We start from the raw sequence: 14,093 nt of genomic DNA, 5'->3' as shown, positions 1-14,093 counted from the left end.
CCTTCTTGATCAGCTTGTAGGCCTTGGTCCGGCCGAAACCGCCCCGCTCCAACGCCCTTTTTTCCCGGAATCAAGTTCCGTTTTTGGCGGGGCTCATCCATCACCGCCATGATCCTTCCCGCTCGCTGTTCATCCTGTCCGCCGCCGCAATCTGGTCCTGGGAGTACTTTGAGACCAGAGTTGGCCGAGGTACCGATCACGACGGCAACGCCAATGCTTTGACATCTTGATCATTGGGAAGGGAAGGGAAGGAAAGCTCTAGTCAATTCATTAAATCGCGGCCTTCGCTCGGTAGTCTAGTGAAAGCAAAGGACGCTTCGAGTATTATGTGACAACTAGAAGAGCCGAGCATCCTTGTGAGCCAGTGAGATCGGAGAGGAACATGGCGATCATTTTCAATTGACTCGCTTTTTGCGTCAGGCGATTCGCACTCCTATTAAGGACGTGGCTTCGCAGGGAATTGGCCCTTGAGCCTCGCGCTGCTCATAGTCAGCCTAGCTGTCGGCCAGCTAGAAAAGCATGCGCGATTCGCTCTTGTTCGCTGCGCTATTTCGATCGGACAAGTGCGTGCCGGCCGTCGGTTTGCGTTTGTAGACTGGCGTTTCCGCTCTCCGCCTTTCCTTCAACCGCGAGCGACAGTCTGAGATTGTTGAGCAACATCGGATTTGCGGGTTCCGTTGCGAGAGCTTGGCGATACAACGCTTGCGCCTCGTGATGGCGGCCCTCCTGATCGAGCACAACACCCTTCGCATTCAGTGCGCGCAGGTTGCCCGGTGCTGCCAATAAGACGGTATCAAGCACCTCAAGCGCCTCACCTGGGGATTTGCGCGCCAGCAGGGCCCGCGCAAGAGGAATCGCCGCATCGACGTTGTCCGGTTGTCGCTTCAACGCGTCTCGCAGCGTCTCCTCATCAGCATCCTGACTGAGGGCGTGCGAAATGCGTTCGCGCATAGCAGGGTCTGCCCCGTTGGCGCTGGCTAGCTCTGATGTGGGCGTCTGTTGCGGTGAAGGACTCGACCTGTCGGAGCTAGCGCAACTTCCGAGCAGCACAATGGCGAGCAGGGCGAGAAAGGCTGAGCGCGAGTCCGGGCGAAAGGAGCACAAGTGTGGCCGGGTACGTATCTCACATGAATTCATAGGCTATCTCACGACGGGCTGCTGTGCCCTGCTAACTCGCAGCGGTAAAGACCCCACCACGCTCCGAGGATTGAGCCCTATCCTTGGCAGCTGGAAGCTTGATGGATCCAATCGGCTGGATCGTGAAGTCCGGGGCTAGATCCTGATAGGACAGAACGGGAAGATCGATCCCGTTGCGGGTGAGAAAACCACGTACGAAACGCCGGATATCCATCGAACCGAGAATGACGGGCTGGCTCTGACTTTGTGCGATGGTCGAATGGATTTGACGGAACTGTGCGAGCAGCCTCTCGCTTTGCCAATCATCCAAAACAAGGTACGGGCCGACAGCGGTTTCGCGCACCGCGCCGCGCACAATGTCCTCGGTCTCACGCTCGATGATAAAGGCGGCCACAACCCTGTGGGCATTGGCATAGCGAAAACAGATCTGCCGCTTCAGAGTGGCACGAACATATTCAGTGAGCAGGACGGCGTTTTTCTCGCGCTCACTCCATTCTGCCATTGCCTCCAGGAGCAGTCGGGTGTTGCGAATGGGAATGCCCTCATCGAGCAGGCGGCGCAGGACCTCGGCGATCCGAGGGATTGTTGTCGTACGCAGCACCTCCTTCACCAGATCAGGGTATTCCTGCTCCATCCGGCCTAGCAATTGACGGGTCTCTTGAATGCCCACCAAGCGCTGGGCATAGCGCGTCAATGTGGAATGGAGACGTAAGGCAAGAATTTCGCTCGGACGGTGGTACCCGATTCCGGCGGCTTTCAGAGCGGCTGTATTGCCTTCTTCGATCCAGACCCGATTCGTGTCCGGGTCTTGCCGAAAGGGTATGCCGCTCAGTTCAATGTTCGCCACATCATCGTTGAGCGCGAGGTGCGTCGTATCGATCACATCACGTTCAACGGGCACACTGTCGACATCCACCCTGAATTGCGACTTGGACAACTGCTGATCAACTTGTGCCGGAATGCGCGGAATTGTGATGCCAAGATCCGCCGACACCAGCGTTGAAACGTGCGCGATGCACCGTTCCAACTCGTCTTTGTCGATCGAAAGCGTCAGGTTCGGCGAAAGAAATAACGCGATCGGAAGTGCTTCCGCGTGCACGGCTTGCTTCTGAACTTGTGCTGGAACCGAAGCCGAAGCGGTGACACTTGCGCCTGTCTTAGCGGTAGCCTTGCCCGCTTTAGTACCAACATTGACGTAGCTTGTTGCAGCGAAGAGCACAGCCATGATTACAAACGGCGGTAAAGGGAAGCCAGGAACGAGTCCCATCAACAGCAAGACGCATGCAGCCAACCGTAGTGCTTGTGTGCTCGCCGTAAGTTGGTTGACGATATCGGCGCCGAGCTTGAGCTTGGAAGGGCCGTTGACACGCGTGACGATGGTCGCGGCCGTAATCGACAGCAGCAGCGCCGGAATCTGTGAAATGAGCGCATCACCTATCGTCAGCAGCGTATATTTATGCAGCGCCTCATCGAGCGACATACCCTTGGAGAGTAGGCCGATGCTTATCCCGCCCAGCATATTAATGCAGATGACGATGAGACCGGCGATCGCGTCCCCCTTCACGAACTTCATGGCACCATCCATCGCAGCATGAAATTGGCTCTCTTGTTCCAGTGCCGCGCGCCGCCGACGTGCTTCGTGTTGATCGATATGGCTGTTGCGCAGCTCCGCATCGATCGCCATCTGCTTGCCCGGTAACGCGTCGAGTGTGAAGCGCGCCGACACCTCTGCGACACGTTCGGCGCCTTTGGCAAGAACCATGAACTGCACCATGGTAACGATCAGGAATATGACGATTCCGACAGCGATATTCCCTGAAATGACGAAGTCGCCAAAGGTGTGGATGATGCTGCCGGCGTCACCCTCCGCAAGAATCAGCCGTGTTGTTGCGATGGTCAGCGCGAGACGAAATACCGTCGAGATCAAGATGACGCCCGGCAAGGACGAAAAATCAAGCGGCGTGCTGAGATAGAGGGCAACCATCAGCAGCAATATGGCAAAGCCAAGGTTGAAGCCGATCAGCATATCAATCACAATGATCGGGATCGGCATGATCATCATAGCGATCGCCAGAAGTAGCATCAACGCGACCATATAATCCGGGTGGGCCGGCGTTCGCACGATCAAGTTACGCAGGACGTTGGCCATCAAGATCCCTATTGCTGATTGACGAGAGCTGCGCTGCCGCGCAATGACACATAGCGTTGGAATACCTCGCGGGCCTCGGTCATGCGGCCTGCCTGTCGGAGGGCGTGACTGCGCAAGAGCGTCAAAGGCACGCGGGAAGACGGTTGAGCATCAAGTACGTCCAGCCGATCCAGCACATCAAGTGCTTCATCACCAAGGCCCTCCGAGATGAGAGTGTAAGCTAGAATGCGGAGCAGATCGACATCTTGGGAGTGTTCGCGAGCTGCGATTCGCAGCAGAGCCAGACTCTGTGCGCTCTGCCCGCACGCGAGATGGACATAGGAGAGGGCGCAGAGCAGGTCTCGCTCCGGCACGGAGATCAGCTCGCCGGATTTGGAAACGTCTGGGGCAGACGTTGGGGGGGCATGCTCCACTCGATCCGGTTCGATCATAGCTAGCCCTTGATCAAGCTGTTCTGGTTCTGCCGGAGCAGAAGCAGCCGCCGCAGTTCCTGCTGTAGGATTGCCAAACATTCAGAGGCCGTGTTGTCGTCTGGCGTTGCCTCCAATGTTTGAGTTAAGCGCTCCAGAAGAGCGCCATGGTTGTCTGCGCGCAGCACGTCTGGATGACGTAGGCGTGGAATGACGAAGGAGAGCAGTCCATGTGAGAGATTGTGGCCATAAAGTGCGGCCAATATTGCGCGTGGGTCGATCTCGTTTACCCCGTCACCCCTCTCGAATCGAGTGACGCGTGAGACTGCATCGATGGAGTTGACCTCGAGCGCGGCCTCCCGCGCAGGATCAATTGGTAGATCCTGCGCGGGCGCATCCCGCCACGACGCCCGTTTCGTGGCGCCGTCTGCATGAACACCCCCGACGCCCATGTTTTTGGCTTTCGGGGTGGTCGGGCCGATGACTGGCGAATGCTCGCCCGCATCGAGTCCCTGCGATGAGGTGCCGGGCCCTACAGGGTGCTGGGGCAGTCTAGTCATCCATTCTCCTTCTTTGCAGGGTGGAAAATCTAGTAGGGGAGAGCAGCAGATCGGCCGTAGCGAGTAAGCAGCACCCGCTCGTCCTCAATCCGATCGATGGTCCATCCATTATTCAACAGCGCTCCCACGAAATACTTCTGGCCGCCGATAAGCAGATAAGGTTCGCTTCCGCGCCAAACTGCTTGGACAGCAATCGAGGAGGGCGTCTTCTCCTCCTTGACTGTCACCGCATTCACAAGGGCAGGAGTGCCGTTGGTTTGATGATCGAACCATTGCTGGAGTTCTTGCCATTTTGCGACCAGAGGAGGCGTAACATTGCCTTCCGCGGTCACAACGCCGGGCCCCGAACTGACCTTGATATTAAGAAGGCCCCGTCGTTCAACCTGCTGCCGCAGCAACTCGGCGGTTGCATCAGCGGCCCTCGCATCAACTCGGTGAATGGTTGGTTTGGGAGCAACGTCGACCGCAGGCGGTGAATTAGTGCTCAGCATCACCCCACTATCGGCAGGGGCCAAGATGGTTGAGAGGGGGCCGATCGCGACAGAGCTGAGCAAGACGAGACTGAGTGCCACGATCAAGCTATGAAAGCGGTGGCTCGAACGAGCTTGCGGAAAATCTTGCGTCGACCAGCGAATGGACATGCCGCCGATATGAACGACTGCAGGAAGAGGCACACTACGGCGCTCCCCCGGGGCAATATTCCGGTGGCCGTCTACGCTGATACCGGCAGCAAGGGGTTCAATCTCGATCGAATTGCAATGTGGGATGATGCGAAGGTGGTGGGGTTCTAGCCCTTGTTCAACGAAGATCATGTCGGCATCAAGGCCGCTGCCGATCAGGCCAGCCCCGACAGCTGCTTTACCCGTCAGCCCAGCATAGAGCCCTGACAGAACTTCGAACTCGAGAGAAATCGATTCGTTCACGGATAATCTCCTGGATAACGAGAGAAGCCGTACGGCAGTTGCCGTACGGCTCATCCAGAGTTCGTCATTCACAGCGTGGCCACGGTAGCAACGCGGTGAATCAGCTGTCTTCGAGAGTTACTGGACGCGCTCGTCCGCGACCTTCTTCTCGGACGAGAGCTCGGTCGTAATTCTGCGCATTGCCACGGCCTGGGCCTGGACCTTCTGGCTAACACGCTCGAACTCAGCCATCTGGTTCTGGAAACCTGCATCCCCGGTCTGCTGCGCGCCAGCAGCGGCGCCGGTACCGCCAACACTATCAACCGCCATGTCTATTCACCTTTCTTTGTCGTATGTCGTTACTCGGGACTGTTACGTCGGACGGACCGGCGCAACGATGGCGGGAATCGAAAGAAAGACGTGCTCGCCTCCGAGGCTGCTCAGGCTAAGCTCTGCCTCCTTGCCGCGATCATCGGGCTTGCGCTGTACGTCGTGTGTTTCGTCGCCATTCTTGCTGTCGGCGGTTTTGTTGACGTCACTCTTCTCGGCATCCAATGTGTGGAGCACTTTTTCAAAGGCATGGTCGACGGCCCCGCCCACTGCGGAACCAATCGCAGCTCCGGAAGGTCCGCCAAGCCATCCGCCAGCGGCGCTTCCAATCATTTCTCCGATCATCGTTTCTCCTATGCTCGTCTTCTTACGCTCAATTGACGACTTCTCGCCTAGAGCTAAGTGATCTCATGATAGCGGCGCTACCTTTCGAGAAGCTGACGAGTCTCACGTTCGTGGTAACTGGATTGATACTTTGCAGCAGCCCGTCACCTGCTGGCGGCTGCAAGCTCAACTAGGCTTCGTCAGTCGCGCGTATGATCCGCTTGGTGCCGGACCGACAAGGGATAGCGAACTTTGCCTGTGTGGCCAGGCGCAATTTGTTTGATCTGTCGAAACAAGCAGCGAAGTTCTTATCTACGTGCGGCGTCCGGCGCGCAAATCGGGTCGATAAGGCGATCAGGTTGGCTGTGTCAGTTGTCGATGTACGCTGAGTCATCCAATCGGCAGTTTCGGAGACACGTGGGCGTCCGGCGAGAACCCAATTAGGGGAGGGCGCTGCGCGTGATCGCGGTGCCCCACAGAGTTGCTTGCTCATGCAGTCGTTCGATTGCATTGGTGGTGCGCGCTCTTCCACTGGCTTGGCGGCAGCCGCGTGAAGGCGAAGAGCCCGTCGCCGGATTCCTGCTGGCTGTGAGCCCCGAGGGATGCTTGAGCCGCCATTTGCGGACGAAGGCTTGCGGCGCGCCTCGCTCTCCTCGCGCGTCGTGGCGTGGATCTTGTAGTTGCAGTCGGCGGTGATCTCCTCATGCAGCCGTTCGGGCGCATGTGCCATGCTGCGGTGCTTGTGGACTGTGCAGCGCTGCACCGGAGCGCCCTCTACACCGCGGATCGCAGCCTCAAAGGCCGAGCGCGGCATCGACGATGAGGACTTGGGGCGCCGCAGCCCACGCTGGATGAGATCATCGTCAAGCACGGCCTGCCAGGCTTCGGTGCCCTCGCCGCCCATGCTCCTGATCGCGAGCAGCACTTTTCTGATCGTCCGCACGCACGCCGATGATCGAGGCGAACCAGTCACTCTTCACGTTGGGGCCATCTGGCTCAAGGTGTCCTTGTTGATCGCGCCGGCGAGCGAAGCGCAGGGCGCGCATGGCGCGTGTTGCTGCTGGCGAGGTAGACGCCGACGATCAGTGCATCGGCGGCCAACGTGCGGCGCTGATAGGTCCGCAGCGCCTGGCTCTTCCACTCGGTGGTCTCGCCGCGGGGCGTGTCCAACCGGACACGAGGCACCGCGATCTCAATTGGCCCGAAGCTGCTGGTCAGCGACCGTGTCCGCTGCCGTGTCGATGGCCCGTGATGCGGGCGCTCCCTCGCCGCCAGCCTTCTTGCTGCGTCTCGTAGCCGGGTGCGCAAGGCCGCATCGAGCTCGCCGCGGATCAATTCTCCGATGAACTCCCGCGCGCGTTCGCGCACCGCGCTTTCGATCGGATCGAACCAATCGTTCGAAAAGCTGCGGAAGCCTCTCTGTCAAGCCGTAGGGAAGGCGTCTTCGTGATACTGCAAGTCACGGCGTGGCCTCCTATCCGACGTTCCTACGCCCGATGATTCGAGGTTGACAGCTCGGAGAATACGCCACCTTCAATTCCAACCGCCCGCGACGGGAACCTCGAATGCTGACAAGGGCTGAGATGCTCAGGCGCGTGGTTCGTTGTCGTCAGCTTTTCGACAGGTACTGTGGGTAGAGTTCCTGCGAGTAGCATACGCGCGATATGCCCGTGCCGGAGCCGCTGCGAAATTGAGATGCGAGAGGGAAGGGCATCATTGATGCTGCCGTCGCTGCCAGCGAGAAGCATCCATTCGCTCGGCTAATGGTGCGTTCTGAAACTGTTCCTGGTTGATTGTGTGCGTAACGCTCGCAGTTTTACCGTTTTCTTCGATGCAACAGGAGTGAAGTAAATGCCGTATCTCCCAGTGGCCGGTCTCCCCGTAGTCGGCGCGCTCGATTCGACGATGAACGGAGTGGTGCCGGAAGGCGCGGTTGCCGCTCCCGCTTTCAACGCCCTATTGGGGCAGTATGCCTCGGCGGGTGCCTACCAGTACCTGCCGGTAGGTCCCCCCGCCGTTACTTCGGCGATCGTTTCTGCGGGCGTTGTCCCTGTTGTGGTCACTCCCGCGTCCGTCACTCCAGCCGTTGTCGCCCCCGCGTACATGATGGCGCCGCCTCCTCCTCCCATGCTGCCGAACCAGCTAAACCAGAGCTCGCAGCCTTCGGTCGATCCGGTGTGGACCCATGAGGTCAAGGATGGCCAGGCCACGATCAACCTAGGCGACAAGTATACGATTACAGCCGACGAGAAGGATGGCACCTGGACCGTTCGCAACAACCAGACCGGCCATGTCACGAAGATCCATGGCGATCCTCACGTCGATGCGAACGGGGACGGCAAGGATGACTTCGATTTCAAGAAGGATATGACGTTTCAGCTCGAGGACGGTACAAAGATTACCGTCAACAATGTCGATTATGGTAATGGCAAGAGCATCTCCTCGAAGCTTACCATTACGAACGGCCACAACGCGATGGTCGTGGAGGGGCTCGGCGACGACAAGGATGGCAAAAACAATCTGAGGGTGACGCAGTCCAATGCTGGCATGTCCTTTGATGAGCTGACAGCCGATGGTTCCCAGACAATCCATGAGAGCGGCGAAAGCTGGGTCGATGGCGCCGGACGCGCGGTGAATCAGGCGAGTATCGATGCCGGCGAACAGGGACGTGCGCCGGGCAACTACCAATATGCAAGCGCGGCGCATGCCTCTGCAACTCCCGTCTTCTTCGTTCCTCCTCCCCCGCCGCCTCTTGCGATGGTGCCGGTTACGGTCGCTCAGATATCAGCGCCGTCGTCTCAGCCGGACCCCGTGTGGTCGCATGAGGTCAAGGACGGCAAGGCGACTATCAACCTTGGTGATAAGTATACGATCACAGCCGATGAGAAGGACGGCACCTGGACCGTTCGCAACAACCAGACCGGCCATGTCTCGAAGATCCACGGCGATCCTCACGTCGACGCGAATGGCGATGGCAAGGACGATTTCGACTTCAAGAAAGGCATGACTTTCCAGCTCGACGACGGCACGAAGATTACCGTGGACACGGTCGATTATGGTAAGGGCAAAACCATCTCCTCGAAACTTACCATCACCAACGGCGACAATGCCATGGTTGTCGAGGGGCTCGGCGACGACAAGGATGGAAAAAACAATCTAAAGGTGACGCAGTCCAATGCTGGGCGGACCCTTGATCAGCTGACGTCGGATGGAGCTCAGACAATCCATGAGCGAGACCAGCAGTGGGTTGACAGATCCGGCCGCACAGTGACGCAATCGGCCATCGACCACAATGAGAACCCGAACGCGCCGCCGGATTTCAAAAGGATGATGCGAGAGGCTATGTTCCGGCGCATTTTCGGTCGTGATACACAGCCGGCGTGAGGCCGGATCGAAGTCGTGTCGGTAGGTCGTGGAAGCGGGCCCTAGCGCCCGCTTTCATCTTGCCAAGCGGCCACGAGAATGGCGGGTGCGGCGGCGTATCATTCAGGATCGGCGCCGCCAGCTAGATGATCTCGTAGTCACACCTTTGGACGCCAACTCACCAACAGACGGGCGGTGGCCTCAGGCCTTGGGTACCCGACCAGAATTGCTGCGGCACGCATCTTCGATGCTGGCCGGCCTATCGCCCCCGACGGAGGCTTTGCATAGAAACGAGTGCCCTCAGGGCTCTCTGCACGCCAACGCTCCTGTCGATGCGGGCGCTCGGGCAAATCCTTGTAAGAGCGCTGTACTGGGCTGGTTCGCGGGATTGGCGCGGATCGTATGAGGACGGCCTAGGCCGCGCGATCTATCCTCAGCTCAAAAGAGCAAGCGATCACCTGTCTCGCGTTGAGCCCCGCTGTTAAAACCTGGCGGAGAGAGTTGTGCGCGAATCCTTGGGTCGTAGGACATCCAGAAGTTTTCAGGAAACCGACGGCGGTGCGCTATGACCTCGAAAATCGGCATCGCTGTCCAAGTTGCTACTGTGGAAGGTCAAAGGAAAGTCGCAGCAGTTGCTGCCGAGAAGATCGACCAGGCTGTTGAAGAACTCAGCCGCGTTCGCAAACGAAGCCTGAATAGTCGCCATTCTGTATGTAGAAGTGGTTGAAGAGGCTATCTGCAGTGCCGATCATAACCCATTCGCGACCGCAGGCGGGGGCATTCTCGTCGCGGCTTTTCCATGAGAACTCCGCGCGAGGGCGAACCGTCTCGCGTGCCGTAGCGGACGTCGAGAAAGTCCTTGAACGAAGGCAATTTTTACCGTCGGACTTGCCGCCCAAAGTGAGATGGGCGGCCTCTTCAACAAGATCGAGGAAGTCGCTATCCCAGTTGTCATTTGCGACACCCACGTCCACTCCAAAGACCAAATATCCGCCACCATGATGTGCTGCGCGGCAATATGTCGGGCAAGCTTCGCCCGGGTCTCATGGCTCCTCGTGTCCATCCGTGCCTTGAATTCGATGCCAAGGTTTTTATTGGCCCCGGCCAGGAGGTCGATAAGATCAAGAGAAGCCATCATTTACTCACGTTGTGGGTCATTCCGACGGGGGCGAAGGAAATCGGCAGCTCGGGACCACGTCGATGCGCGATACGGGCGTTAGTTATTCCCGTTGTACAATGTCGAGCTCTGCCGTGTCCCCGTATCTCGTGATGAGCTGAAATTCGAGCAAAACCGCGTTATTGGCCGAGATGGGCAGCCCTTCCTGATGTTGGCAGCGGGCGAGCGCAGCCCGATTTCATGCTCCGACACCTGTCTACACGTGGGAGATCGGGAGTGGAGAGCGACAATAGCTACGACGAATTCGCCGCAGCTTACAGCGAGGATAACGAAAGCAACGCGTGGAGCGCATTCTATGAGCGGCCTGCTTCCCTTGCCTTGGCCGGTGATGTCGAGGGTCCGCGGGTGCTCGATGCAGGGTAGCGGCGCCGGCGCCCATGAAGCCGCTCTCATCGCCAAGGGGCGCGGAGGTCACTGGGATCGACAAGAGTGGGGCATTGCTGGCTATCGCCAGGAACCGGCTTGGGCCCGACGTACGACTCGATCAAGCGGAGCTCGGCGCGAGGCTCACGTTTGAAGATGGCTCATTCGAGCTCGTGCTCGCCTCGCTCGTCCTGCATTATCTCCAAGACTGGCGCCCGACCTTGACCGAGTTCCGTAGGATGCTCGTCCCGGGAGGGCGCCTCGTGATGTCGACGCATCACCCAGTCATGGATCACCTCCTGGACCCAGGGTTCGAACTACTTCGACCTACGAATTCGCCGACCAATGGGAGAAGGGGGGCCGCACGATCCGGACGAGATATTGGCATCGGCCCCTACATGCCATGGTCTCCCTGATAGAGGCAGGTTTCGCCATCGAGGCGATCAGCGAGCCTCAGCCTCTTCCGCAGGCCCGCGATCTCTTCCCAGGAGCGTACGAAACGCTCAGGATCAAGCCGCGCTTCATCTCTTTCGCCGCTCGCGCGCCAAAGTCCGGCGCATGAGCATCGCCCGCCGCGCCGAGCCGAACAACACGCTCGGCGCAGCCACAGGTCATCGACGTAACGCCGTTCGTCAGGTTGCAGCCTGACTCGCCGGATGAATGCATTCAATGTCACTGCAGCACGAGCGGCGGCTCCCACAATTCCATGTACACGATCTCAATTGGCTCGCCGCCGAGACCATGAGAGAAAAAGCCTCTGCCTAGGCTTCGAAAGCCATGCCTTTGGTAAAAGCCTTCGGTATTGATCGTCGCCTCGAGCCTTATCGACCCGCTGTGGCCCACGCGCGCTTGGGCTATTCCGATCTCGAGCAACTGCCGCCCAAGTCCTAGCCCGGCGGCTTCAGGGGATATGAACATTCGCGTTACTTCACCCGGTTCGGCATCGACAAATCCGACCACATCGCCATAGTGCAGATACACGGTCATTCGTCCGTTGGCGATGAGTTCCTCGTAAAATGCCGGCGTTCGCTCACCCATCCAATTCTCGATTTGGTTCCGAGAATAGGAAGTTGCTAAGACCGCCAATCGAAGCCTTCGATGTTGAGAACCGCCTCCGCGTCTCCGCCGCAAGCGGCTCTGAAGGAAAAGTCGCGCTCGACCGCCATCGAAATGACCTCCAGATCGTCTCTTATGCGTTATCGCGAGGCCCCAGCGGCCACCCCGGGGTGCTCGGCCGAAGGGCGCTGCCGCAATCAGCGACCTGCAGTGACTGTCGGCATAGCCTGGTCGCGCGGAAACTCCATGAATGGCTTGGATGGATTGCTTGATCTATCAGCGCGCCGGCGGGCGACGTTTCAAAACTTAGCCTGTCATGAAGAGGAAAATCGACCAACTTTTGGCTTGGGCGCGCATACCTAGGCTGATTTTCTTACTTTGGTGCAGGACTTCACCGCAGAAGTCGGTCGCATCGATGCGCGACGTCTGTAGAGTCAGTGTGGCGCGCCGCCGCGCAGCAGATGACGGTAGCCGTGCTCCGTCATCCAGCGGGCGCGCGCGAGGTGGCTCCCCCACGCCCGGCGAGCGCGGCCGGGCTCTCGCGTCGGATCGAGATGCAGCACGATCCGCGCGAACTCTTCCAGTCGGCGCCGTCTTCATCCGCGTCGAGCAGCCGCAGGTAAGTGACGAGGTGTTCTTCATCACGGCCCGTCAGGACCGGCGCGGTCGGCGCCTGATCGGCGACATGGGGATCGAGCGGAGGTTTCGTCATGGCTGACCGTCAAGGATGGTTATGAGGCGCCAAGATAGGTCGCCCGGCAAGACTGAAGGTAGCCCCAAGATGTGCATCACGTGATGCGCCGACGGCATCACGACGACGCTTGGCCGAACGAGCAGGACCGGACATCGCGGTCGAGGGTGGCCCCGCCAGTGTCGCGCGCCATGAAAAAATGCCCCCGCATTGCCTTACTAAAAATGTTACCGGACAACTTCCCTGGGGTGTCTGGGGCGGAGCTGCCGAATCAGTTCGGTGGCAGCTATGGCAGGGAAGATCAGCATGCGCGCAAATCGCGAGATACCAAGTAGCTTGACGGCGGCTGTGACGATATCGAAGATGTTAGCTCCGATATCGCCCGTCGGGCTGCCTCGATGCTCCCAAACAGCCATAGTTCCCGGTTCCAAATGTGAGATAGCACGACGCTCTGCGAACGCGCCGATTGCGGACGTTCAACGGCGAGAAGTTGCAGTTCAATCAGCTGCGCGCGCTGTTCAGTTGAACCCGACATGCCCCCTTAGTCGGCTCTGCAGTGCTCGTCGATCGGCGACCAGGTCGTTCAGGTTCAGGTCTGACCACCCTGCCGCCAATCGCGTGACCAGCGCCCTCGTGCCGTCCACGAGAAAGACGCCGCAATCATAAGAGTTCATCTGCTGGCTGATGGAGGCCTGTTGCAGTCTGGCGTCCAGCCGCATTGCCAGATGCGCCGCAGCTCCATGATTGTGTCCTTGCAAAGAATCGTAGTGGTAGGCAATCGGCCTTGCCCGATCGCGGCGATCAACCAGCAGCAGCGACCAATGGGCACCGCCTTCGCCCGTGGGCCTTGCGTCATTCACGGGCAAGAACAGGAAATCGATTCCTCTATCGTTACCAGAGCGATCGCAGACAATGCGGCGGAGTTCAGTCATCGCCTCGCCGACTGGGGCGTGGTTCATCCGAAAGGCTATCAGGGGATCCACGAACCGCGTTCGGGCGGCGAGATCCGGATTGCTCCGGAGCAACTCCTGCGCCAGCAGTTCGTAGTCCCGCTGGATATGCTCGTCGCTTAGCCATTCCGTAAAGTCCAGCACCCGTCCGCTGCGGTCGCCGGACGAGGAACCGGAAAGCGAAGCGCCGATCTGCGGATCCGTGGAGGGGCGAGCATGATGGATGAAGTACGCTTCGCGGCGTCCTCGTGTCCCCAGTGCGATTGAATAGGTCTCACCATTGATAGAGACCGACTGCGGCACCATCGCCGAGCTCGGCAAAAGCATTCTGTTGTCCAGTACATCGAGCAAAAAGTCCGGCACCGGCTGTGAGCGATGCTGCCAATCTTGACCGACGAGATATCCGATCTCCTCAATCTCTTGAGGCACACCCGATGTCCCGATGAAAAACGGGGGCTGTCCAGCAGAGCTGAGCCCCGACGCTGACTGGGCATCGTCGCGCAGCTCCTGCGGCGTGAATGATGGCAGATCAGTCAAAGACTGAAGACCACTGTAGATACGTGACGAGGGAGTTGCCCCCCCTGATTGTGCGCTGAAGAACGGCGGTCTGGCGGCGGCCCCACCCACGGGCGCGGACTGGGCATCGTCACGCATCTGCTGCGGTGTGGATGGCAGATCAAC

12 protein-coding genes and 3 pseudogenes are annotated in these 14,093 nt (G+C 59.0%); 3 read left to right on the top strand and 12 right to left on the bottom strand.

The genetic code is table 11. From position 1 onward, the window contains the following. Positions 1–546: 546 nt before the first annotated feature. The 8 genes and pseudogenes from CQ12_RS40110 to CQ12_RS47140 all read right to left on the bottom strand — a co-directional run. Positions 547–951 carry a tetratricopeptide repeat protein gene (locus CQ12_RS40110; protein WP_245310354.1) on the bottom strand — a complete coding sequence of 135 codons (405 nt, stop codon included), beginning with the start codon at positions 949–951 and terminating at the stop codon, positions 547–549. A 217-nt stretch (positions 952–1,168) separates the two neighbouring features. Further along, positions 1,169–3,286 carry a type III secretion system export apparatus subunit SctV gene (gene sctV, locus CQ12_RS40105; protein WP_057840742.1) on the bottom strand — a complete coding sequence of 706 codons (2,118 nt, stop codon included), beginning with the start codon at positions 3,284–3,286 and terminating at the stop codon, positions 1,169–1,171. A gap of 8 nt (positions 3,287–3,294) precedes the next feature. Then, positions 3,295–3,717, bottom strand: a complete 423-nt coding sequence (sctY, locus tag CQ12_RS40100) for a type III secretion apparatus assembly chaperone SctY (protein WP_057840741.1) — start codon at positions 3,715–3,717, stop codon at positions 3,295–3,297. A 2-nt stretch (positions 3,718–3,719) separates the two neighbouring features. Continuing rightward, complete coding sequence (locus CQ12_RS40095) at positions 3,720–4,256, bottom strand: hypothetical protein (RefSeq protein WP_057840740.1); 537 nt, start codon at positions 4,254–4,256, stop codon at positions 3,720–3,722. A 29-nt stretch (positions 4,257–4,285) separates the two neighbouring features. Beyond that, a complete protein-coding gene (locus tag CQ12_RS40090; RefSeq protein WP_057840744.1) occupies positions 4,286–5,179 on the bottom strand; it encodes a SctD/MshK family protein in 894 nt (297 codons plus the stop codon). 117 nt (positions 5,180–5,296) lie between these two features. After that, positions 5,297–5,488 (bottom strand): hypothetical protein, encoded by a 192-nt coding sequence (locus CQ12_RS40085; protein ID WP_057840739.1) that lies wholly within the window; start codon positions 5,486–5,488, stop codon positions 5,297–5,299. A gap of 42 nt (positions 5,489–5,530) precedes the next feature. Then, a complete protein-coding gene (locus CQ12_RS40080) occupies positions 5,531–5,833 on the bottom strand; it encodes a hypothetical protein (RefSeq protein WP_057840738.1) in 303 nt (100 codons plus the stop codon). Between the two features lie 464 nt (positions 5,834–6,297). Further along, positions 6,298–7,210 (bottom strand): annotated as a pseudogene (locus CQ12_RS47140) (transposase); the annotation flags it as partial. Between the two features lie 453 nt (positions 7,211–7,663). Here CQ12_RS47140 and CQ12_RS40075 point away from each other — a divergent pair. After that, complete coding sequence (locus CQ12_RS40075; protein WP_057840737.1) at positions 7,664–9,196, top strand: DUF1521 domain-containing protein; 1,533 nt, start codon at positions 7,664–7,666, stop codon at positions 9,194–9,196. A gap of 647 nt (positions 9,197–9,843) precedes the next feature. Here CQ12_RS40075 and CQ12_RS43150 read toward each other — a convergent pair. Further along, positions 9,844–10,161 (bottom strand): annotated as a pseudogene (locus tag CQ12_RS43150) (hypothetical protein). A 407-nt stretch (positions 10,162–10,568) separates the two neighbouring features. Here CQ12_RS43150 and CQ12_RS47865 point away from each other — a divergent pair. After that, complete coding sequence (locus tag CQ12_RS47865; protein ID WP_245310352.1) at positions 10,569–10,715, top strand: hypothetical protein; 147 nt, start codon at positions 10,569–10,571, stop codon at positions 10,713–10,715. 14 nt (positions 10,716–10,729) lie between these two features. Beyond that, complete coding sequence (locus CQ12_RS47860) at positions 10,730–11,131, top strand: class I SAM-dependent methyltransferase (protein WP_245310351.1); 402 nt, start codon at positions 10,730–10,732, stop codon at positions 11,129–11,131. A 256-nt stretch (positions 11,132–11,387) separates the two neighbouring features. Here the strand turns inward: CQ12_RS47860 and CQ12_RS40060 are convergent, their stop codons facing one another. The 3 genes and pseudogenes from CQ12_RS40060 to CQ12_RS40045 all read right to left on the bottom strand — a co-directional run. Next, positions 11,388–11,753 carry a GNAT family N-acetyltransferase gene (locus tag CQ12_RS40060; RefSeq protein ID WP_083519697.1) on the bottom strand — a complete coding sequence of 122 codons (366 nt, stop codon included), beginning with the start codon at positions 11,751–11,753 and terminating at the stop codon, positions 11,388–11,390. A 452-nt stretch (positions 11,754–12,205) separates the two neighbouring features. Then, a pseudogene (locus tag CQ12_RS40055) lies at positions 12,206–12,483 on the bottom strand (DNA -binding domain-containing protein). 497 nt (positions 12,484–12,980) lie between these two features. Further along, positions 12,981–14,093: Ulp1 family isopeptidase (locus tag CQ12_RS40045; RefSeq protein WP_245310350.1), on the bottom strand; the 1,113-nt coding region annotated here is incomplete at its 5' end.

Source organism: Bradyrhizobium jicamae (assembly GCF_001440395.1).
In the GTDB taxonomy this organism is placed as follows: Bacteria; Pseudomonadota; Alphaproteobacteria; order Rhizobiales; family Xanthobacteraceae; genus Bradyrhizobium; species Bradyrhizobium jicamae.
The sequence above is the reverse complement of the archived record's forward strand: the minus strand, read 5'-3'. Positions and strand labels throughout refer to the sequence as shown.